This is a genomic window from Massilia sp. NBRC 108631 (assembly GCF_059704565.1).
In genome coordinates, this window is the sequence record NZ_BAAKJE010000274.1 from 41,799 (window position 1) to 64,030 (window position 22,232).

Here is a 22,232-nt window from a genome sequence, read left to right on the forward strand (position 1 = left end):
TTATTTCCCCCTTACCGTGACGGCCTTGCCCTCATAGCTGACCGTGTGCTGCGCGTCGTCAAGCGACTGCGAGGTGGACATGCCCGGCTTGATGAAGCGGACACGGAACTCGCGCTTGCTGACCATGCCCTTGTACTGCCCGCTGCGCGCGCCTATGGTCACCACACCGGTTTTGTCGTTGTAGCTCAAGGGGATGCGGCTGAATTCACCCCTGGTATAGGCGTTGGTCACGCCGTCGTCTTCGTACAGGCTGAAACTGCCGTCGGCGCCGGTGTAGATATTCAGCGTGATGGGCGCGTCCGGACACTCGTCCACGTACTGCGTCACCGGCCCCATCGGCAGGATGGCGCCGGCCTTCACCAGCACCGGAATGCGGCCGTACGGCGCCTTCACGGTCACGGACGCGCCGCCCTTGTGCACTTCGCCGGTGTCGAAGTCATACCAGGATGCGCCCTTGGGCATGTAGACGCTGCGCTCGCGCGCGCCGTATTCGTACACCGGCGCCACCATCAGGCTGTGGCCAAACAGGTACTGGTCCTTGATGTCCTTCACCTGGTCGTCGGCAGGAAAGTCCATCACCAGGCCGCGCATGATGGTGCCGGCGTTGTGGTGCGTGTCCGACGCCGTGGCGTAGATGTAGGGCATGAGGCGGTAGCGCAGCTTGTCGTACCAGACCATGGAATCGCGCATCTCCGAACCTTCCGGCGAGATGACGTGGATCTCGCGCTTGACCACTTCGCCGTGCGAGCGGAACAGCGGGCTGAACGCGCCGAACTGGAACCAGCGCAGGTTCAGCTCCTGCCACTCCCTCAGGTCCTCCGGCTTGATCTGCACTTTGCCCGCGTTGCGGTTTTCCTGCGCCGAGCCCACGTCGCCGCTCTGGAAACGGTCTTCCTGCGCGTAGCCGCCGATGTCGTGCGTCCAGTTCGGGATGCCGGACATGGAGAAGTTCACGCCTGCGGAGATCTGGTCATACAGGTTGTTCCAGCGCGCCACCGTGTCGCCGCTCCATACCGCCACCGCGTTGCGCTGGATGCCGGCAAAGCCCGAACGCGACAGGATAAACTGGCGCTTGTCCGGCTGGTCGCGCCGCAGGCCGTCTATCATGGCCTGAGAGTGCACCAGGCTGTAGGGGTTGAAGGTGACTTCGCCGGCGCCGTACACGGTGGGCCCGATCAGCTGCTTGAAGTCTTCCAGCCGCGAATTGGACAGCACATCCGCCTCGCTGTTGTCCATCCACCAGGCGTCGAAGCCCAGGTCCACCAGCTTGGTCTTGAGCTGGCGGTAGTAGATGTCGCGCGCCTCCTTGGTGTAGGGGTCGTAGTGGCTGTTCTTGTAGCCCGGGCCCACCCAGTCCAGCGCGCCGTCCTCGACGTTCTTGGTCCACATATGGCCCTTGGCGGCGAACTCCTTGTAGTTGTCCGTGTTGGCGTAGAACTTGCCCCAGATCGACAGCATGATGCGGGCATTGTTCTTGTGGACCTCGTCCACCATGGCCTTGGGATTGGGGAAGCGCGCCTTGTCGAAATCGTGCGTGCCCCAGCCGTCCTGCGGCCAGTAGAACCAGTCCTGCACGATGGCGTCCAGCGGCCAGCCGCGCTTGCGGTATTCGCGCACCACGTCCAGCAGTTGCTCCTGGGTCTCGTAGCGCTGGCGCGACTGCCAGAAGCCGTAGCTCCACTTCGGCATCATGGGAGCCTGGCCGGTGAGGTGGCGGTAGCCGGCTATCACCTTGTCGATGCTCTCGGCGCTGATCACGTGGTAGTTGATGGCTTCCGCCACTTCGGACGACATGGTCAGCGAGTGGCGCTCCGCCTGCGGCAGCGGATCGTTGTGGGTGACGGCCACCATGCCGCTCGACGGCTTCCACTCCAGGTGCAGCTTCACCGGCTTGTCCCTGGTGAAGTTCACTTCGAAATTGTGGTACCACGGGTTCCAGCCCTGGCGCCACACGTCCAGCACCTGCTTGCCGTCCACCGTGAGCGTGGCGTAGTCGGACGAGTACAGCTGCATCTTGTGCACGCCCGGCTTGTCCGTGCTCAGGGTGGCGTCCCACACCACTTTCACGTCCTTCAGTTCCTTCAGCTTGCCCAGTTCCTTGGGCCAGTTCTCGTCCACGTCCTTCAGGTACTGGTAGGCGATGTCCTTCTCGTGCCGCGTGAGCACCAGCTTGCCGCCCACGTAGTAGCGGGCCGTCAGGCCGCCGGGCTTGCCCTCGTCGTCCACCAGCTTCAGGTCGCGCCCCATGGGGCCGTACGGTTTCGGGTCGCCGAAGCGGGAAATCGCATTGTTGTCCCACAGGACGCCGTAGTTCTTGTCCGAGACCACGAAGGGCACGGCCACGTCCATATTGTGCTGGGCCAGCAGCACGTCTTCGCCGTTCAGGTTCATCTGCCCGTTCTGGTGCTGGCCCAGGCCGTAGTAGGCGTCCCTGGTGCCGTGGTTGAAGCCCTCGGTGATGGCGACATAGGGCTTGCCGCCCACCGTCACCGGCGCGATGGCTTCCGCCGCCTGCTTGAGGAAGACCTTGCCCTTGCTGTCGGCGAAATGCACCCGGCCGTCGGCCAGCGATACCGTGGCGGAGATCTTGCCCGCCTTGAGCGTGACGGCCTGGCCCTTCCCGGCCACCGTGAACTTGCAGGCGCACGGCGCGGCCACCGTCATCAGCGACGGCGTCAGGCGCTTGCCCGGCTGGTCCAGCTTGACGACGTGGATAATGTTGTCCCGCATGACTTCCAGCCGCACTTCCTTCGCCGCGCCCTGGTCCGGGCGTACCACCACACCGGTGGCGGTCTTTTCAAAGCTGGCCGCGTGGGCCTGGCCAGCAGCGGCCAGTGCCAGCCATACAGCTACAGTCATCGGTTTGATATGCATGATTTCCTCAGTAAGTACCCATGGTGATCCGCAGGACCACCGGTTTTCCGGTCAGGTTCAGGCCATGGTCTGCCTGGTCGCCGTTCCAGTTGCGTGTCATGATCCATTTGCCTTGCGCGTCGAATTGCCCTTCCTCGACACGGTCGTGCATGAACGGTTTGCCGGCGTTGGCGCCAGCGCCGCCGAAGCGCAGCCGGACGTTCTGCCCAATCACGATGAACTCGTTTTCTCCCAGCTGCGCCACCGCCACGCCGCCCGTGGGGGACTCGGTGCCAGGCGGTGCGTCCTTGCCGCTCGCCTTGTCCGCCTCCGGGCGCTCGCCGAACTGCCACTCGCGGAACGAGGCTGTGATGCTCCAGTTACCGAACGCCAGCGTCTGCGGCGTGCGCGCGTCGCTTTCCGCAATGCCGGCGGTGCGGCCTTCGAGCGCCCAGCCCGCCCACAGCTGCGCCATCGGACGGAATGCCGCGTAGATCCTGCCGAACGGCTCGGCCATGCTCTTGTCCTTCAGCTTGGAACCCAGCGGATAGTTGCTGTAGTCCGCGTAGTCGACACCGAACGGCGCCACGCCGATCGCGCCGCGTCCCAGGATCTGGTAGACGTAGCGCGCGTAGTTCGCCGAGTTGCCCATCTCCGGCATGAACAGCGCGTTGTCCGGGCGTTGGAACAGTGCCAGCGTGGCCGTGACCTTGTTCGACTCCGGCGCGTACTGGTCGGGTGCGGCGATGTCGATGTGCGGGGCGGCCGCCTTGTAGATATCGATCACGTCGAAGGTCGGGCCGCCGCTGGCGAAGTTGCCCTTCCACGGCGCCATCGGCTCGATCGGATCGCGCAGCGCATTGTTGACGAACATCGGCAGGTTGTAGACGGCGCGCCCGGCCTTGGCGATCTGTTCGATATAGCTGGCGATGGCATAGGCGTGGAAGTACTCGTCCGCGTACGGTCCATAAACTTCGCTCCACGAGCCGCTGGCCTTGCCGGGCTGCGGCGCCTTCTTGCGCGCCAGCACCGCCGCCGGCACCGGCTGGCGGAATGCCGCCTCGGCCTTCGGCGCGAAGTCGCGCACGGTGCCGTAGGTGCCGACTTCGTTCTCGACCTGCACCATGATGACGGTGCGCTGCTCTTCGTCGATCTTCTTCAGGTGCGCCATGAAGGCGACGAAAGCGCGCCGGTCCGCCTTCAGCGTTTCCTCGCCGTGCGGCGACAGGCAGTAGATTGTCTTGCCTTCCTTGTCCAGCATGCGCGGGAAGCGCGCGTTGTTGAATTTGACCCAGGCCGGCGTGTACTGCGGACTGGTGTTCTTCCAGGTGCCGAACCACAGCAGCACCAGGCGCACCTTGTTCTGGCGCGCCTGCGCCACCAGTGTGTCGACATAGCTGAAATCGTACTTGCCTTCGGCCGGCTCAACCTGTTCCCAGGCCACTGGTATCTCCAGCGTGTTGGCCTGCGCGTCCCGCACGCCGGCCCAGACTTCCGGCAGCGCCGCCGGATAGTTGCTCGAGTTGTGCGCCTGCACGGCCAGCATGGTGTAGGGTTTGCCATCGACGATGAGCGCATGGCGCCCGTCTTTCTGGACCAGGTGGGGAATCGGGGCGGCGGCGCCGGCCTGGCCGGCGGAGCAGCCCAGTGCGCACAGGACGGCGAGAAGGTTGGCTGTTTTGTTCATGTACTCGGGCAAAAGTGAAGGGGGCGGCGGACACGGCGCAACGTATGGAACAAGCGAACAGGCCTCCCGCAACCGGCGGGATCGCGGAAGGCCTTGATGCGGACCGCTTACGCTCAGAACGAGTAGCGCGCCTGCAGCGTGAAGCGGCGGCCGGTGAAGAACGCCGAGCGGTCTTTCAGGCCGATACCCTGCTGCATATACTGCTTGTACAGCGCGTTGTTCAGGTTCTGCGCTTCGAACGCCACGCTCAGGTTGTCGGTCGCCTTGTAGTGAATGCCCATGTCAAGCTGGCCGTAGGCGCCGCCCCAGGTCGGCAAGGCGTAGTTCACCGAATAGGCCTGGCCGAAGTTCGGGCTGTCCGGGTTGCGGTCGATACCGTCGTTGCTGGCCGTGCCGTAGGCATTGGCCGCCTGCAGGTACTTGCCGCGCCAGGTGTAGGCCAGGCGCGTCGACAGCGGCCCATGGTCGTACAGCAGCGCCAGGTTGTAGGCGTTCTTCGACATGCCCACCATCGGCAGGCCACCCAGCACGTGGCCGTCCGTGTCGCAGCCGGCCAGGTCGCGGGCCAGGTTCGCTTCCATGGTGTCCTTCGGCGTGCACCAGCTGCGTGTCACCGGCGAGCCGAGGTTCATGCGGCTGTCGATGTAGGTGTAGTTGGCGGACACGCCCAGGCCGGACAGCAGGCCGGGCAGCTTGTCGAAGTACTGCTGGTAGCCGATCTCCGCGCCGCGCGCCCGGCCCGTTGCGCCGTTGACCTGCGACGTGATCAGGAAGTCATGCGGCTGGCCGGCCGTGTCGTTCAGACGGTAGGTCGAGGTCTGGCCGATGATGATGTCCTTCAGGCGCTTGTTGAACAGCGACACGGTGAACGAGCTGCTGCGGCCGAAGTAGTACTCGCCGGTCAGGTCGAAGTTATTCGACAGCACCGGACGCAGCATCGGATTGCCGCGTGCGGAGCCAAGATAGGCGACCGAATCGAGCACCGGCAGACCAGTCACGGAGTCCTGGTGGGAGTTGACCTTCTGCTCCAGCGTGGTGTAGGCCTGCATCTGGTAGAAGTCGGGCCGCGTCATTCCTTTCGAGAAGGCGGTACGGAACTGCAGCTCGTTGCTGACCTTCATGCGCAGGTTCAGGCTGGGCAGCGTGTTGGTGTAGCTGTTGTCAAAGGTCTGCTTGTCCGACTGCTTCGGAATCGCGGGCACGCCCGGCAGCAGGTTGGCCGGTGGGTTGAACAGCGTGTAGCCGTCCGCCGACGAGGTGGTGCGCACCACGCGCACGCCCACGTTACCGTCCACCGGATAGGGCAGCACGTTCTCGAACGAGAAACGCAGCTGGGCAAACGCCGCCTTGGTCTTTTCATGCTGCAGGTTCAAGCCCTTGTCGTCGCCGTACGGCGCGTAGTTCCAGGATTGCGTGCACGGGGACTTGCAGACCATCTGCGTATAGCTGTGCAGCTTTTCAAAGCCCGGCGGCGGCGAACCCTGCGACCAGGACAGGTCCGGCGCCACCACTTGCGGCGGGGTCGGCATTTTGCCGTTGAAGAAATTGTTGAATGTCAGCGGCGTGGTGCCGCCGGCGAAACGAGGATCGCTCAGGTAGGCCAGCTGGCTCAATGGCTGCCACGAATCGCCGACCGCCCAAGGCTGGGTGATCTGCGCCCATTCGGTGTCGTGCGTGGAGCGCGTTTGCGCCTCGCGGTCGGTGAAGCGCACACCGAAGCGCAAGTCCTGCAGCACCGGGCTGTCGAAAGTGAACTTGGCGTCCAGGCGGCCGGCGGTCTGGGTAGCCTTGGCCGTGTCGCGGTGCTCCTGGGCGAAGCCCCAGTAATAGTTGTTGGGATTGGCCAGGTGGGCGCGGTCCGCATCGTCGAAAATGAAGCGCGGCGGCGACGAGCTCAGGTCCAGCGTCTCCTTGGGAATATAGCCGCCCAGGCCGACGGTGTTGTCGAAGCCGGTGGTGGTGGCCTTGATGTGCTGCAGGTCCGAGCGGAACACCCATTGGTCACTGGCGCGCCAGGTCAGGTTCCAGGCAACGTCGCGGGTATCGGCCTCGCGGCCCACAGCGCGCGTGTTGGTGCCATAACCCACGCCGGGCTCGGTCGGCGCGCGCAGCGTCCCTTTGAGCAGCGCGCCTTTTTCGTCGAAGGTGGCGCCCGCATCGAGCTTGATGGTGGCCGGATTGGCCGACTGGAACAGCGATGCTTCCGTGGTGTCCATTTCGTACTTCGACTTGAAGTAGGTCAGCGAGGAAGCCCACGCATCCTTCTTCCACTGCAGCGCGCCGTACAGGCCCTGGCGGTCGCGGTCGAAATCGCCGCGGTTCCACGAGCCGCCGGCCGGAATCCAGCGCAGCTTGCCGCTGGTGTCGCCAACCACGGCGTCGGTGCGGGGAATGTAGGGCGACACGGCCAGGCCGTCGCTGCGCGTCTTGATGCGCGAACCCGCCACGTCGATCAGCGCGCCGATCTGGCCGATGCCGGTTTCCCAGCGGTCCGACAGCAGGGCGGAGAACGAAGGCGCCACCTTGCCGCGCAGCTGCGAACGGGTCGCCTCCACCGAAATGGCGCCCTTGCGGCCCTTGTAGTCGAACGGCATGGCGGTGCGCAGGTTCACCAGGCCGCCGACGGCGCCCTCGATCTGCTCGGCGGAAGGACTCTTGTAGACGTCCACGCCCGCCATCAGTTCCGGCGGCACGTCCTCGAAGCTCAGCGAGCGGCCGCCGTTGGCGGAGAAGGAGTCGCGGCCATTCAGCTCGGAACGCACATAGCTCATGCCGCGGATCGACACGCCGGTGCCTTCGGCGGCGAAACGCATGATGCCGTCGCCCACGCCCTGCTGCGGGTCGGAGCGGTTCATGGTGCGGTCGATGGTCACGCCCGGCATGCGCTGCAGCACCTCGGTGACCGACTTGTCCGGCAGCTTGCCCATGTCGTCTGCGACGATCGAATCGACGATTTCGTCCGCGTCCTGCTTGCGCTTCTGGGCCGACTCCAGCGCCGCCCGCTGCCCCACGACCACCACCGTGCTGCCGTTACCATTGCCGCCGGCGGGGCTTGCGGTTTGCGCCGGTGCGGCGCCGCTGGCCATCAGTGCGATCTGCGCTACGCCCATGGCTATCGCGGTTTTTCTAAGGTTTTTCAATTTGCTCGTCCCCATATTTATCTTCTAGTTCCAGGTCGCCACTTCAGCGGTTTGACTGTCCAACCCCAAACCCCGGCGGCGATGCTTTCATTGTGCGACTTGCCAAGTGCAGCCGCAATTGCGAAAATCACCAATACAACAAACGAAAATTCCGCTCAGGTGATCTTCAATGCACTGGCGTAGGCCAGCGCGGGCCTGCCTGCCGGCAGCGTCACCTGCAAGCCCTCGCCGGTCTGGCGGAATGCCAGCGCCTGCCCCGTTCCCACCAGCTCCACGCGCGCCACCGGCTTGGGCATGTGCGGGCTGCCGCTGGCCATGGCCTGGATGGCCAGCCTTCCGCTGTCCGGCCAGCCCATCACGAAGGCGTACACCGCCCCGCCCTTGGCGGTAAAGCGGATATCGGCCGAGGAAAACGGCTTGCCTTTGCCCTCGTTGAAGCCCGCGCCCGACATTGGCGCCCCCGCCTCCGACGCCACCGGCCCTTCGCCGAACATGCGCCACGGCCGGGTGTCGTAGACGGCCTCGCCGTTGACGTCCAGCCAGCGGCCGATTTCCTCGACGATGGCGCGCTCCTGCTCGTCGATGGTGCCGTTGCCGCGCACCGGCACGCTCAGCAGCAGATTGCCGTTCTTGCTGACCACGTCGATCAGCGTATGGACCACCGTCTGCGCGCTCTTGTAGCTCTTGTTGTCGTAGACGCGCCGGTCGTAATGCCAGTTGCCGATGCAGGTGCAGGTTTGCCATGGCAGCTCTTCAATCTTGTTGCTCTGGCCGCGCTCGATGTCCAGCACCATGCTGCGGCGCTGTTGCGCGTTGAGTATCTTGCCGTTGACGACAGCCTCCAGTTTTCCCCTGGCGGCGATGCTGCGGTTGTACATGTGCGCGGCCAGGCGCAGGCCGACGTCGCTAAACGGCCATAGCGGCAGCACGGTGTCGTCGTAATACACCATATCCGGATCGTAGGAATCGATCAGGTCGCGCGTGCGGTTGAAAAAATTGTCGCAATAGGCCTGGCTTGGAATGGAGGCGCCGCCGCCCCAATGCCACTGCTCGTGATGCACGCCGCCGTCGCCGTCGGCTTTGCTCAGCGGATGGTTCTGCGCGTACAGCGCCTGCGGATCGAGCCCTTCCCACCACTGCCCCTTGCCGTCGGCGCGGGTCAGCTTGCCATCGTAGGGAATACCGGCGTAAGGGCCGCTCTTGTCGGCGCGCTGTGCCGTCTCGTACCAGGTCCACGCGTGCGCCGCGTGCACGCTCACGCCGAAGCGCATGCCATTGGCGCGCGCGGCCTTGCTCCAGCCGGCGATCAGGTCTTTGCGCGGGCCCATGGCCGTGGCATTCCACTGCGGCTGGTGCCGGCTGCGGTACAGGTCGAAGTTGTCGTGGTGATTGGCCAGCGCCATGAAATACCTGGCGCCGGCCTGCTTGTACAAGGCCATCAGCTCGTCGGGATTCCATTGCTCGGCTTTCCACTGGCGGATCACGTCCTTGAAGCCGAACTTCGACGGATGGCCATACTTCCGCACGTGGTAGCGGTAGACGTCGCTGCCCTCCTCGTACATGATGCGGCCGTACCAGTCGCCGAACTCCGGTTCGCATTGCGGGCCCCAGTGCGCCCAGATGCCGAACTTGGCGTTGCGGAACCAGTCCGGGGTCTGGTACTTCTCCAGCGAACTCCAGTCCGGCGAAAACGGGCCGGCGGCGATCGAACCTGATGGCGCTTGCGCCAACGCGTCGGCCGCTTGCGCGACACCGGACAAGGCGGCTGCGGGAATCGCAGCGCCCATGGACTTCAGTAAATCTCTGCGCTTCATCCTGTCTCCTGTAAATAGTTGGTTCAGCGCGCCAGCACACTGCGCAGATAGCTGTCATGGCTGGGCATGGCAGCCACGGCGGCGGCGATGCTGTCGCGGCGCTGGCGCAGCGCTTGCAAGGCCAGGCCGGGCGCCAGGTCGGCCAGCGCCGGGTCGGGGCGCTCAGGCCAGTGCCCCATGCCGGCGTGGATCGCCAGCCAGCTGGTGGCGTCGAAACCCTCGTCGCCGTACTGGTGCAGCGCGCCGGTCTGGCGCCAGGCGTGGATCTTGAAGGCCAGTGTTTCAGGCAACGCCATCGACGCCATGGCACGCCACAGTTCACTGTCGCGCCGCGCCGTGAGGCGGTAGTGCAAAATGATGAAGTCGCGCACCCGCGCGAACTGGCGCACCATGGCCGAGTTGTAGCCGGCGACCGCCTCCGCGCTGGGCTCCGCTCCGGGCAGCAGTTGCTCGATCAGACGTCCCAGGCCGCTCTGCACCAGGAAAATGCTGGTCGACTCCAGCGGCTCCAGGAAGCCGGACGACAGGCCCAGCGCCACCACGTTGTGCACCCAGAACCGCTCGCGGTGGCCGGTGGCAAAGCGCAGCAGGCGCGGTGCGGCCAGCGCCGGGCCATCCATCTGCCGCATCAACTGCTCCCGCGCACGGTCCTCGTCGATGTAGCGGCTGGCGAACACGTGGCCGTGGCCGGTGCGGTTGCGCAGGGGGATGCGCCACGCCCAGCCGGCTTCCAGCGCCGTGGCGCGCGTGTACGGCGCCAGCTCAGTGCCGCTGCGTTCGCTGGGACAGGCCCAGGCCCGGTCCACCGGCAGCCAGTGGCTGAAGTCCACGAAGGGCTCGTCCAGCGCGCGTCCCAGCAGCAGCGATGCAAAGCCGGAGCAATCGATGAACAGGTCGCCGGCCACGGCGCGGCCGTCGGCCAGCTTGATCCGGTCCACGGCGCCGCAGGCGCGCCGCAGCACCTCGACGATGCGGCCTTCGGTACGCCGCACGCCGCGCTGCAGCGCCAGCGTGCGCAGGAAGCCAGCGTACAGCACGGCGTCGAAGTGATAGGCGTAGTTGAAGTACTCTTCGCGCTCAGGCGGCGCCTGGAAGCGGCCCTGGCTGGCCATCACGCTGGGCAGGCATTGTTCGCCCAGCGTTCCAAGGCCGGCCTCGCCCACGCGGCGCAGCTGGCCCCACAGGGCCTGCGGGCCGGCCAGCGCGCCGAAGTCGCCGAAGGTATGGAAGTAGCCCTCGCCCTGCACGCGCCAGTCGCGGAACTCGATACCGAGTTTGTAAGTGCCGTTGGTCGCGCGCAGGAATTCGGCCTCGTCGATGCCGAGGATCTTGTGAAAGGCGCGGATCGACGGGAAGGTAGCTTCGCCCACGCCAATGATGCCGATCTCTTCCGATTCAACCAGTTCCACCGTGCTGCCCGGCAGGGCGCTGGCCAGCGCCGTTGCCGCCATCCAGCCGGCCGCGCCGCCGCCAACCACCACGATGCGCTTGTATGCGGTCTCCATGCACGTCTCCCTGCATTCGTTTGAATTGTTCTGAATTTCTCTTCTACTTGGCAGAACATTGTGCGAGTTGCTCCGGCCTGCGGCAATTGTGAAATTCGTTAAACCGGCGAACGAAATCAGCCAAGCGGCGCTGCCCCGATTGCCGGGCCGCGCGCGCGCGCGGAGAATGGCCGCAAACTATTTGGAAGGGAGAAAAATGCTCACGTTACGACACGCATCGCTGTGGATTTGCCAGGCGGCGCTGATGGCGCCTTGTGCCGCAGGCGACGCCGCTGCAGCAGGAAAGGTGCGAGCCCACCGGCAGCAGGCGCCCGCCGCCACGCGCGCCACCACGCCGCTGGACGCAGACTGGCATTTCAGGAAGGCCGATAGCCAGACCTGGCAAGCCGTCGCCCTGCCCCACAGCTTCGATACCGGCGACGGCGCCAGCCCGCAGCCCTACCGCGGCAAAGCCCTGTACCGGCGCACGCTGGAATTGCCGCGCCAGGACGCGGACCGGCGCCACTTCCTGGAATTCGACGGCGCCATGCTGGTGACGGAGGTGCGGGTCAACGGCAAGCCGGCCGGGCGCCATGCGGGCGGCTTTGCGCGCTTCCGCTTCGACGTGACGCCATGGCTAAAGGCAGGGCGCAACGACATCGAAGTCAGCGTCGACAATGCACCCGACGGCAACGTGGCGCCGCTGGGCGGCGACTACACGATGTTCGGCGGCCTGTACCGGCAGGTACGGCTGGTATCCACCGGCGGGGTGCATTTCGACATGCTGGACTACGGGGGACCCGGCGTCTACTTCAAGGCCACCGGGATCTCGGCGCAGCGCGCCTCGCTAAGCTGGACCGCGCGTGTCGCCAATGACCGTGGCAGCGCCGTGCGCGCAGTGGTCACCACCCGCTTGCGCGACGCGGCACGGCGCGTGGTGGCCACCGCGCGCAGAACGGTGACGGTGCCCCCGCGCAGCGTGATCGGCGTTGCGCTGGACGGCACGCTGGCCGCACCGCGCCTTTGGCGGGGCGTGAGCGATCCCTACCTGTACACCAGCGAGGCCGAACTGAGCGTCGACGGCGCCCCCGCCCGCGCACTGGACCGGCTGTCGTTCCAGACCGGCATCCGCGAGATCCGGCTGGACGCGGCCCAAGGCCTGCTGCTGAACGGCGCCCCTTATCCGGTGCACGGCGTGAACGTGCACCAGACCGCCCTGCCCGGCAAGGGCCCCGCCGTCTCCGAGGCCGACATCGATGCCGACTACCGCATCCTGGCGGACCTGGGCGTGACCGGCCTGCGCTACGCGCACTACCAGCACCCGCAGCGCGCCTACGACCTGGCCGACCGCAACGGCTGGCTGGTCTGGACCGAGATGCCGCTAACGGCTTCCGTCGCCGGCACGGAGGCATTCCAGGCCAACAGCGTGCAGCAGCTGCGCGAGCTGATACGCCAGAACAGCAACCACCCGTGCGTCATGGTATGGGGGCTAGGAAACGAGATCTACAAAGTGGACGCCGACAGCGCGGCAGTCCTGGCGCTGCTGCAGCGGCTGGCGCGCAAGGAGGATGACAGCCGGCCGACAGCATACGCCAACTGCTGCGCGCCCATCGACGGTCCCCAAGCGTCGCACACGGACGCCGTGGGATCGAACGTGTATTACGGCTGGTACGACGGCGAGTTCGGCGGCCTCGGGCCCTTCCTGGACGCAAACAGTGCGCGCCGTCCTTCCACGGCGCTCTCGGTCAGCGAATACGGGGCCGGCGGCAGCGCGCTGCAGCAGGAGGATCCGCCGCGCCGTCCCAAGCCGGACGGCCGCTGGCACCCGGAGCAGTACCAGGCGCTGTACCACGAAGCCGCCTGGCCACAGCTGGCCGCACGGCCTTGGCTGTGGGCCAGTTTCATCTGGGTGGGATTCGACTTCCCTTCGGCCGGGCGCAACGAGGGCGACCGGCCGGGTTTCAATGACAAGGGCCTGGTCAGTTTCGACCGCAACGTGAAGAAGGATGCGTATTTCTGGTACCAGGCCAACTGGAGCGCACGGCCGATGGCCTACATCACCTCGCGCCGCCTTGTGCAGCGCCACGCGGCCGACGTGCAGCTTAAGGCGTACAGCAACCAGGCCAGCGCCAGCCTGCGCCTTAACGGAGTTGAGCTGGGCACACAGCCCGTGGTAGGGCACGTGGCGGTCTGGCAAGTGCGGCTGGCCGAAGGCGTCAACCGCATCGAACTGACGGCGGGCGCCGCCACCGATACGGTGCAATGGCAATACCAGGCGGCGCCGGCAGGCCGCTAGCCCGGCAATCGCCTCAGTCCGGGAACAGGTGCGCGAAGGTGCGGCTGGCCGGCAGCCTTTCCGCGCTGCCGTGCACCTGCACTCCAGGCGCTAGGCGGCCTCCCTCGCATGTCATGATCGTACCCATGACGGCAATGTGAGGCGGCGCGCCCCCCGCGGGAGGGGCCAGGCGACGAAGCGCGAAAAGCGGGGCGCGAACGACGAAGCTACCGGCTCAGCGGCTCCAGGGTTACCAGCACGATATCGTTGCTGCGCATCGGCACGGAAGTGTTGAAGGCGCCGGATTTGCCTACCGTGACCACCCGGTCCGTCTCGGGCGCATCGTTGGTCAGCGTGTGCAGCTGGTCGACCTGAGCCGGCGTCAGCGTATTGGGCGCGCCCATTTCGATGTAGGCCGTGTAGGCGTCGTTGGCCTTGAAGCCGGTGCGGCGCACTTGCAGGCGGTACTTGCCCGCCCGGGCGTGGTGGAACTGCACCGCCACCGGCGCCGACGGGGTGGCCGGCAGCACGCGGCTGTAGAAGGAGCGGTTGCTGAGCTTCTGGTCCGGCTGCTGGAAGTCCCACATAACCGCACGCAGCGCATTGCCGTCCGTGGCCGCCATCACCTGCGCGTCCTTCACGGGAATTTCCTTGCCGCTCAGCGCGTGCAGGTATTTGTAGGCGAAGTAGGCGCTCTTGCGGATGCCCTGCGGGTTCATCAGGCCGAAGCCGCCCTCGAACGGCTTGGTCGGCGGGCCCGGCTCCTCAAACAGGTCGGTATAGGTCCAGTAGCTCATGCCCTGCGCCAGGCCTTTGCTGCCTTGCAGCTTGCTCAGGATGTAGGGTGCGCTGATGTAGGAATCATGCACCAGGTCGCGCGGCGTGTAGCTGGTGCTCCACTCCGTGAAGTACAGCGGCAGCTTGGGGAACTTCGAGGCCGTGATCTGCTCGCGCACGCGGCGCACGTCGCCGATGATGGCGTCCGGCGACGGCGACAGCTTGGTGTCGTCCACGCCCTTCTCGTCCAGGAAGCCGCTTTCCACGCCGTAAGTATGGGTGGTGACGAAGTCCACCGCCGCGCCGCTCTTGTCCATGTAGTCGAGGAACTCCGGCACCCAGGCAGCGCCCGCTGTGGACGGGCCGCCTACGCGCAGCGCGGGATCGATCGCCTTGATGGTCTTGGCAGTCAGGTCGTACAGCTCGAAGTAGGCTTTCTGGTCGGCCTTCTCCCAGAAGCCGTCCAGGTTGGGTTCGTTCCACACCTCGAAGAACCAGGTCCGCACTTCTTCCTTGCCGTAGCGCTGCTGGATGTGGTTGACGAAGGCCCCGATCAAGTCCTTCCAGCCAGCGTGCTCGGGGTGCGAGGTGTTGCCCTCCCAGTAGAAGATCTTGTTGTTCGAGGTGGCCAGCGCCTTGGGCGTGAAGCCCAGTTCCACGAAGGGCTTGATGTTACGCGCCAGTAGCTTGTCGTACAGCTCGTCGAGCCGGGTCCAGTCGTACACCAGCACACCGTTCTCCTTGCGCACGGTCTGCAGCACGTCGTGGAAGACGGCGTGGAAGCGGATGTAGCGGAAGCCGGTCTCCCCGGTCAGCGTCTTCAGCTGCGCCATGCTGTCGTCGCGTATCAGCGTGCCGGGATAGTCGGAGCCGATGGACAGGTCGAAGAAGCGGTCCAGCGGCTCGCTTGCCCTGGCCGCATCCAGCACGACCTGGCGCGGCGGCGCCTTCGACGCCGGCGCCGCGGCAGCGACGGAAAGGCAGGCGGCGCCAATCGCGGCCAGGCAAATACGCGGTACATGTTTCATTCTTCCTTACCCCCGTTTTCAGTAGTGGAGGCGATGCTATCACCATCGTTTTGCGCCAGGAACGGCTGCCGCGTTGATTACGGCAAATCATACGCAGCGTCGGTCATTTTCATAATTGCCGCCGGTTGGCGAGTCTGTGAAGATGCACCGGATTATCAAAACGCATGCAGGAGACGACATGAAAGTGCATCACAAGCGCAAGGCCCTGGCCGCCTCGATTTCCTTGATGGCTCTCGGAGCAGCAGCGCAGGCACTGGCCGCGCCCATCACCACGCTGGACCGCAATGGCGCATGGGTATCGGTGGAGGCCTACGGTCCGAACGTTATCCACCTCACGATAGCGGCCGACAAGGCCGAGGCGCTGAAAGGCCCCGGCCATGGCATCCTGCCCAAGAACGCCGACAACTCCGCCTTCCGCCACACCGGCGGCAAGGACGGTGACACCTTCGCGTCCTCCGCACTGAGCCTCACCGTCGCCCCGGCGCCGCTGCCGCGCGTGCCGACCAGCGGCGAAAAGTACTTCGCGCCACAGCTCGCACCGGTCGCGCTGAAGGTGAAAAACGCAAAAGGCGAAACGGTGCTCGACATGACCGGCTGGGAGCTGGCGCCGCACACCGTCAACACCGAAAAGACCTACCAGGCCGGCGCCTCCTTCAGCGCGCCGGCCGACGAGCATTACTACGGCATGGGCCAGAACCAGGAATCGACCGGCCCGCTCGACCTGCGCGGCCGCGTGCTCGACTGCAAGCACTGGTACGACGCGCCGGCCGGCGAATCGGTGTGCGTGCCGTTCATGGTGTCGTCCAAGGGCTACGGCATCGTCTGGGACAATCCTTCCGCCACGCGCTTCATCGCCGGCGTCAACGGCCGCACGGCGTTCCAGTCCAACGTGGGCGAGCGTGTCAGCTTCTTTGTCATCACCGGCAACACGCCGGAAGAAATCTACTCGGGCTATGCGCGCTTGACCGGCAAGACGCCGATCCCGCCCAAGGCCGCTTTCGGCCTGATCCAGTCCAAGGCCCGCTACGAGAGCCAGCAGGAAGTGCTGCGCGTGGCCAACACCTACCGCCAGAAGAAGTACCCGCTCGATATCATGGTGGTGGACTGGTTCCACTGGACCCGCATGGGGCAGATGGACATCGATCCGGCCCAGTTCCCCGACCCGGTGGCCATGAACAAGGAACTGCACGGCCTCGGCATGCAGTCCATCATCTCGGTGTGGCCGCGCTATGAAACCTCGGGCCGCTACTTCAACGAGCTCGATGCCAAGGGCTACTTCCTGAAGGACAAGGACGGCAAGACCGTGGACGGCCTGCCCTTCCGCTCCGACCGCACCGGCGCACTGATCGACGCCACCAATCCGGCGGCGCGCCAGTGGTTCTGGGAGCGCGTGCGCGACAACATCCTGTCGCAGGGCTTCGACTATCCGTGGCTGGACGAGACCGAACCGGACCTGGTGCCGGACGGCTATTTCTACTCGATAGGCTCGGGCGACCGCTACCGCAACCTGTTCCCGCTGCTGCACGTGCAGGGCGTGGCCGACGGCATGCGCGCATGGAAGCCGAACAAGCGCGCGCTGATCCTGTCGCGCGCGGCCTACCTCGGCTCGCAGCGCAGCGGCGCGCTGTTCTGGTCTTCCGACATCCATCCGTCCTGGGAAGCGCTGGCGCGGCAGGTGCCGACCGGCTTGAACATGACGGCGTCCGGCATCGCCTACTGGGGCAATGACATCGGCGGCTGGCAGTGGCTGCCGCAGGCCACCAAGGCGACCAGGAAACCGCTGGTCGATCCGGCCGGCGCCGCCGCCACCATCGGCCAGAACCACGACTATCCGGAGCTGCTCACGCGCTGGTTCCAGTACGGCACCTTCCTGCCCACCCTGCGCGTGCACGGCGACCGCAAGCACGCGGAGATCTGGGAATTCGGCCAGCACGCCGAAGCCATCCTGGCCGACTACGACCGGCTGCGCTACAAGCTGATCCCGTACATCTACAGCCAGGCCAAGGCCACCTGGGACAGCGGCGCGCCGTTCATGCGGCCGTTGTGGATGGACTTCCCCAACGACGCCAACGTGGCCAACATCGGCACGCAGTACATGTTCGGCCCGGCCTTCCTGGTGGCGCCGGTCACCGAGCAGGGCCAGACCGAGAAGGACGTCTACCTGCCGGCCGGCAGCGACTGGTACAACTTCTGGACCAACGAGAAGCTGGCCGGCGGCCGCTGGGTCAAGGTGGCGGCGCCCATCGAGCAGATGCCGGTGTTCGTCAAGGCCGGCTCCATCGTGCCGTTCGGCGCGGAGATTCAGTCGACGGCCACCAGGCAGGCGATCGCCGAGATCCGCGTCTATCCCGGCAAGGATGGCGCTTTCTCGCTGTATGACGACGATGGCGTGTCGTACGACTATGAAAAGGGCAAGGGCACGCTGGCGCGCCTGCAGTGGAACGACGGCGCGGGCCGCCTGAGCGTGAGCGGCAATCAGGAACTGGCCCGCATGGCGCCGAGCGTCACCAAGGTGGTGGGCAAATGAGCACGCCTAAACAAGCCGGCAGCAGGCAAGCCGGCCGGCGCGGCCTGTTCAAGCTGGCCCTGGCCGGCGCGGGCGCCGCCGCTGCCGCGCCGTTCGCGGCCAGTGCCGCAGGCGCAGAGCAAGCAGCGGGCGCCGCCTACGGCATCGAAGGCCAGCGCAAGGCGGACCTCGGTAACGGCACCTTCATCAACCCCATCGTCTCCGGTGACCACCCGGACCCCACCATCCTGAAAGACGGCGACGATTACTACATGACGTTTTCGTCGTTCTTCTCCTACCCGGGCGTGGTGATCTGGCATTCGCGCGACCTGGTCAACTGGGCGCCCATCTGTGCCGCCCTCACCAAACCGCTCGGTTCGGTGTGGGCGATGGATTTGGTCAAGCACGAAGGCCGCTACTACATCTACATTCCCGCCAGCCCGAACGGCGAAAGCGCCATCTTCGTCATCTACGCGGACGACATCCGGGGGCCATGGAGCGAGCCGGTCGATCTGAAGATCGCCGGCTGCATCGATCCCGGCCACGCCGTGGGCGAGGACGGCAAGCGCTACCTGTTCATGAACGGCGTGCGCCGCATCGCCCTGGCGGACGACGGGCTGGCCACAGCCGGGAAGCTGGAGCACGTCTACGACCCGTGGCGCTATCCCGAAGACTGGGTGGTGGAGATGTTCGCGCCCGAAGGCCCCAAGCTGTTCCGGCGCGGCAAGTGGTTTTACCTGGTGTCCGCCGTGGGCGGCACTTCCGGTCCGCCCACCAGCCACATGGTGACAGTGGCCCGTTCCGCCTCGATCCACGGCCCGTGGCAGAACTGCCCACACAATCCCATCGTCCGCACCCAAAGCGCGGATGAGCCCTGGTGGTCGCGCGGCCACGCCACCGTCATCGAAGGCCCGGGCGGCGACTGGTGGATGGTCTACCACGGCTACGAGAACGGCTTCCGCACGCTGGGCCGGCAGACGCTGCTCGAACCTGTCGAATGGACCGCCGACGGCTGGTTCCGCGCGCGCGGCGGCACCTTGGCCAAGCCCATGCCGAAGCCGAAGGGCGGGCGCGCCTGCCCTTCGGGCCATGCGCTGTCGGACGATTTTTCGTCCGACCGGTTCGGCGTGCAATGGAGCTTCTTCGCCCCCGGGCCGAACGAGGCGCAGCGCGCTCGCTACGACGGCAACAGCCTCGTCATCCAGGGCAAGGGCGCCTCCGCCGCCGACTGTTCGCCGCTGACCTGCATCGTCGGCGACCGCGACTATGAAGCATCGGTGGTGCTGGAAATGAGCGGCGGCGCCCAAGGCGGCCTGCTGCTGTACTACAGCCAGCGCGCCTACTGCGGCATCGGCTTCAGCGCGGAGCAGATGTTCACCTACCACTGCTCCGAGGAACAGGGCTGGATGCGCGAGAAGATGGAGGTCAAGGCGGTGCACGTGAAAGTGGCCAACCGGGCCAACATCGTCACCTTCCACTATTCGCACGACGGCAAAAAGTGGATCAAGCACCCCTGGCAGATGGAGGTGTCCGGCTTCCATCACAACGTGTTCGGCGGCTTCCTGAGCCTGAAGGTGGGCATTTACAGCGCCGGCAAGGGCCAGGTCAGGATCAGCCAGTTCCGCTATCGGGGCTTGCCGCCCGCCTGAGCGGGCGCCTGCCGTGCGCTAGGCTTCCAGCGACAACCGGTAGACCGTGGTCTGCCGGTACGCTTTCCCCGGGTGCAGCATGACGTGCGGCCAGGCGGCGCTGGTCAGGCCCGGCCGGGCACTGGTGTCCAGGCAGAAGCCGCCCGGCCCCGGGCCCAGGCCCGGGATCTGGCCGGGCCCCGGGGAGCGCGCCCCGGCGCAGAATTGCACGGCCGCCTCGGTGGTGTACATCTGCAGGCAGCGTCCGGAGCCGGGATCGACCACGCGCGCCACTTCGCGCAAGACGCCCTGGCCGCCGGTGTAGTGGCTGCGCACGAACAGGCAGTGGTCGAAGCCGCCGGCCAGGTGGATCTGCCGGTCTGGCCAGCTCAGGCGCGGACCGATGGGCGCCGGCTGGCGGAAGTCGAACGGCGTTCCCCCTACCGCGGCCACGCCGGCCGGCGTGCCTTCGGCATCCACTTCCACATAGTAGTCGGCGTCGATCCGCAAGATGTGGTCGCCGACGTCGGTGACGCCGCCGTTCAGGTTGAAGCAGGTGTGCGGCTTGGCTTCCAGCCGGGCTGCGGACCGGGCCGTGGCGTGATAGTCGACGGTCAGGCTGCCGTCGTCGTCCAGGCGATAGTCCAGCCGATAGTCGACCAGCATGCCGGGGGTGCCGCCCGGCGCCGTCAGCAGCATGGCCACGCCGCCGCCGGCCTGGCGGCCCTGCCACAGGGCTGCGGCGCCGTCGCGCCCGGCCAGCAGCACGTCGGCCATGCGGCCGTAGCGGTCGGGCGTGCGCCACGAACGCAGCGCGCCGCCCCGTTCGCTGATCGTGACCGCCATATCGCCGGCATTCTTGAGCGTAAACAAGCGGTATTCGTCCGGCTCCGCCACGGTGCCGGGAAAGGGTTTGGTCATCATTGCAATGCGGGGCTTCCTGTACGAGAACGGCACCATGCCATTCTGCAATCGCCGGCACGGCCTATCAATTACGAAAATCACCAAGGGGCGGAACGATTCTGGCTAACTGCCCCGCAAAGGCGTTTACGGGCCCCGGTCTTGGGCAATAATGCGAGCGCAGCGGGTCGCAGAAGCGAACTGATCCATGCCGAAACAGTATAGCTGGATGCAAAAGTCATATTGGAAATCATAGGCCCATGTCGTCTAAGATTTTCCTTTTGCCGATTTTTATAAATGGGGCCCGGCGCACAGCACGGCCGCCCGCCCAGAGACAACCTTTCACCGTGAGCATTTCATGAGCACCTTTTCAACCGTCGACGTGATCGTCTTCCTCTTCTACTTCGTCCTGGTGTCCGGCTACGGGCTCTGGGTGTACCGGCGCAAGCAGGCCGGCTCCGGCTCGGCCTCGCACGACTACTTCCTGGCCGAAGGCTCGCTGACCTGGTGGGCCATCGGCGCCTCGCTGATCGCGTCCAACATCTCGGCCGAGCAGTTCATCGGCATGAGCGGCTCCGGCTTCAAGATCGGCATGGCCATCGCCGTGTATGAACTGATGGCCGCCGCCACGCTGGTGATCGTGGCCGTGTTCTTCATGCCGGTCTACCTGAAGAACCGCATCTACACCATGCCGCAGTTCCTGGAGCAGCGCTACGGCAAGGCAGTGGCCACCACCATGGCGCTGTTCTGGCTGGGCCTGTACGTGGTGGTCAACCTGACCTCCATCCTGTACCTGGGCGCGCTGGCCATCAGCAGCCTGTCCGGCATCGCCCTGCTGCCATGCATGCTGTTCCTGGCCGTGTTCGCCGCCATCATCACGCTGGGCGGCATGAAGGTGATCGGCTACACCGACGTGGTGCAGGTGACCTGCCTGGTGATCGGCGGCCTGGTCACCACCTGGCTGGCGCTGGACATGGTGGCGGCCCTGGCCAACAAGCAAGGCGCGATTGCCGGCTTCTCCGAACTGTTCGTGCGCGCCGGCGGCCACTTCGACATGGTGCTCGCGCGCGACAACCCGAACTATATGGACTTGCCCGGCCTGTCGGTGCTGATCGGCGGCATGTGGATCGTCAACCTGAACTACTGGGGCTGCAACCAGTACATCACGCAGCGCGCACTGGGCGCCGACCTGCCGACCGCCCGCAAAGGCCTGCTGTTCGCGGCCTTCCTGAAACTGCTGATGCCCATCATCGTGGTCCTGCCCGGCATTGCCGCGTACGTGCTGGACCAGGCCGGCGCGCTGGGCACCGCCATGCAGCACGGCGGCGAAGTCAATCCGGACCGCGCCTACCCGGTCCTGCTGAACCTGCTGCCATCGGGCCTGAAGGGCATCGCCTTTGCCGCGCTGACGGCCGCCGTGGTGGCGTCGCTGGCCGGCAAGGCCAACAGCATCGCCACCATTTTCACGCTCGACCTGTATAAGAAAAACTTCAACAAGGAAGCCAACGAACAGCGCATGGTGTGGATCGGCCGCGTCAGCGTGGTGGTGGCCATGGGCCTGGCCGTGTTCATCGCGCCGATGCTGGGCATCGACAAGAAAGGCGGTTTCCAGTACATCCAGGAATACACCGGCTTTGTCTCGCCCGGCATCCTGGCCATGTTCCTGATGGGCTTCTTCTGGAAGAAAACCACCGCCGGCGCGGCCATGTTCGCCACCGTGGGCGGCCTGGTCGGCTCCATCGTGCTGAAATTCCTGCCGGCCATGATGGACTTGTCCTTCCTGATCCCGATCGGCTTTGCCAAGGTCACCGACGCCGGCGTGGCCGAGATTCCCTTCCTGGACCGCATGTTCATCGTGTTCTTCGTCGTCGTCGCCGGCATGGTGCTGATCAGCAAACTGGCCGAGGCGCGCCGCCAAGGCACGTCCAGGCACCTGCATATCGACACCTCGCTGTTCCGCGTGGACGGCGCCTTTGCCCTCGGCTCGGCCGTCATTGGCGTAACGCTGGCTGCGATCTACAGCGGCTGGTGGTAAGCGGTAGCAGGGACCCGGTGGCCGCCGCGCATCATGAAGGCGCTACGCAGGACCCTGCTGGCCGCCGCCCTCATCGCGGCGGCCAGCGGCCCGGCCGCTGCCGCC

11 protein-coding genes are annotated in these 22,232 nt (G+C 65.9%); 4 read left to right on the forward strand and 7 right to left on the reverse strand.

The genetic code is table 11. From position 1 onward, the window contains the following. From AC6H42_RS30575 to AC6H42_RS30595, 5 genes are all read right to left on the reverse strand, one after another. Entirely contained in the window at positions 1-2,859 is a 2,859-nt protein-coding gene (locus AC6H42_RS30575) for a glycoside hydrolase family 31 protein (RefSeq protein WP_497549686.1), read from the reverse strand. Positions 2,860-2,881: 22 nt separating this feature from the next. After that, complete coding sequence (locus AC6H42_RS30580; protein WP_497549687.1) at positions 2,882-4,540, reverse strand: DUF5597 domain-containing protein; 1,659 nt, start codon at positions 4,538-4,540, stop codon at positions 2,882-2,884. A gap of 113 nt (positions 4,541-4,653) precedes the next feature. Then, the gene (locus AC6H42_RS30585; protein ID WP_497549688.1) at positions 4,654-7,650 is read right to left on the reverse strand and encodes a TonB-dependent receptor; all 2,997 of its coding nucleotides are present in this window, start codon (positions 7,648-7,650) and stop codon (positions 4,654-4,656) included. A gap of 185 nt (positions 7,651-7,835) precedes the next feature. Then, positions 7,836-9,494 (reverse strand): alpha-L-fucosidase, encoded by a 1,659-nt coding sequence (locus AC6H42_RS30590; protein ID WP_497549689.1) that lies wholly within the window; start codon positions 9,492-9,494, stop codon positions 7,836-7,838. A gap of 23 nt (positions 9,495-9,517) precedes the next feature. Next, positions 9,518-10,999, reverse strand: coding sequence for a tryptophan halogenase family protein (locus AC6H42_RS30595; RefSeq protein WP_057153801.1), 1,482 nt, complete (start codon positions 10,997-10,999; stop codon positions 9,518-9,520). Positions 11,000-11,195: 196 nt separating this feature from the next. On the opposite strand from AC6H42_RS30595, the gene AC6H42_RS30600 reads away from it, so the two are divergent. Beyond that, the gene (locus AC6H42_RS30600; protein ID WP_497549690.1) at positions 11,196-13,274 is read left to right on the forward strand and encodes a glycoside hydrolase family 2 protein; all 2,079 of its coding nucleotides are present in this window, start codon (positions 11,196-11,198) and stop codon (positions 13,272-13,274) included. A gap of 206 nt (positions 13,275-13,480) precedes the next feature. On the opposite strand, the gene AC6H42_RS30605 is transcribed toward AC6H42_RS30600, so the two are convergent. After that, entirely contained in the window at positions 13,481-15,058 is a 1,578-nt protein-coding gene (locus tag AC6H42_RS30605) for a GH39 family glycosyl hydrolase (RefSeq protein ID WP_497549691.1), read from the reverse strand. A 178-nt stretch (positions 15,059-15,236) separates the two neighbouring features. Here AC6H42_RS30605 and AC6H42_RS30610 point away from each other — a divergent pair, with 178 nt between their 5' ends. Together AC6H42_RS30610 and AC6H42_RS30615 are read left to right on the forward strand one after the other, a co-directional pair. Beyond that, complete coding sequence (locus tag AC6H42_RS30610) at positions 15,237-17,585, forward strand: glycoside hydrolase family 31 protein (RefSeq protein ID WP_497549692.1); 2,349 nt, start codon at positions 15,237-15,239, stop codon at positions 17,583-17,585. Beyond that, complete coding sequence (locus AC6H42_RS30615) at positions 17,582-19,213, forward strand: family 43 glycosylhydrolase (protein ID WP_497549693.1); 1,632 nt, start codon at positions 17,582-17,584, stop codon at positions 19,211-19,213. Before AC6H42_RS30610 ends, AC6H42_RS30615 begins: the two co-directional genes overlap by 4 nt. A gap of 18 nt (positions 19,214-19,231) precedes the next feature. Here the strand turns inward: AC6H42_RS30615 and AC6H42_RS30620 are convergent, their stop codons facing one another. Next, positions 19,232-20,116, reverse strand: coding sequence for an aldose epimerase family protein (locus AC6H42_RS30620; protein ID WP_497549694.1), 885 nt, complete (start codon positions 20,114-20,116; stop codon positions 19,232-19,234). 334 nt (positions 20,117-20,450) lie between these two features. Here AC6H42_RS30620 and AC6H42_RS30625 point away from each other — a divergent pair, with 334 nt between their 5' ends. Beyond that, positions 20,451-22,127: a sodium:solute symporter family transporter gene (locus tag AC6H42_RS30625; RefSeq protein WP_497549695.1), complete on the forward strand. Its 1,677-nt coding sequence runs from the start codon at positions 20,451-20,453 to the stop codon at positions 22,125-22,127. The last annotated feature ends 105 nt before the right edge of the window (positions 22,128-22,232 follow it).

Excerpts from the sequence above, each read along its gene's own strand:
- AC6H42_RS30590 (WP_497549689.1), bottom strand. The coding sequence starts at position 9,494 with ATGAAGCGCAGAGATTTACTGAAGTCCATGGGCGCTGCGATTCCCGCA.
- AC6H42_RS30585 (WP_497549688.1), bottom strand. The coding sequence starts at position 7,650 with ATGGGCGTAGCGCAGATCGCACTGATGGCCAGCGGCGCCGCACCGGCG.
- AC6H42_RS30600 (WP_497549690.1), top strand. The coding sequence starts at position 11,196 with ATGCTCACGTTACGACACGCATCGCTGTGGATTTGCCAGGCGGCGCTG.
- AC6H42_RS30595 (WP_057153801.1), bottom strand. The coding sequence starts at position 10,999 with ATGGAGACCGCATACAAGCGCATCGTGGTGGTTGGCGGCGGCGCGGCC.
- AC6H42_RS30620 (WP_497549694.1), bottom strand. The coding sequence starts at position 20,116 with ATGATGACCAAACCCTTTCCCGGCACCGTGGCGGAGCCGGACGAATAC.
- AC6H42_RS30615 (WP_497549693.1), top strand. The coding sequence starts at position 17,582 with ATGAGCACGCCTAAACAAGCCGGCAGCAGGCAAGCCGGCCGGCGCGGC.
- AC6H42_RS30625 (WP_497549695.1), top strand. The coding sequence starts at position 20,451 with ATGAGCACCTTTTCAACCGTCGACGTGATCGTCTTCCTCTTCTACTTC.
- AC6H42_RS30610 (WP_497549692.1), top strand. The coding sequence starts at position 15,237 with ATGAAAGTGCATCACAAGCGCAAGGCCCTGGCCGCCTCGATTTCCTTG.
- AC6H42_RS30605 (WP_497549691.1), bottom strand. The coding sequence starts at position 15,058 with ATGAAACATGTACCGCGTATTTGCCTGGCCGCGATTGGCGCCGCCTGC.
- AC6H42_RS30575 (WP_497549686.1), bottom strand. The coding sequence starts at position 2,859 with ATGACTGTAGCTGTATGGCTGGCACTGGCCGCTGCTGGCCAGGCCCAC.
- AC6H42_RS30580 (WP_497549687.1), bottom strand. The coding sequence starts at position 4,540 with ATGAACAAAACAGCCAACCTTCTCGCCGTCCTGTGCGCACTGGGCTGC.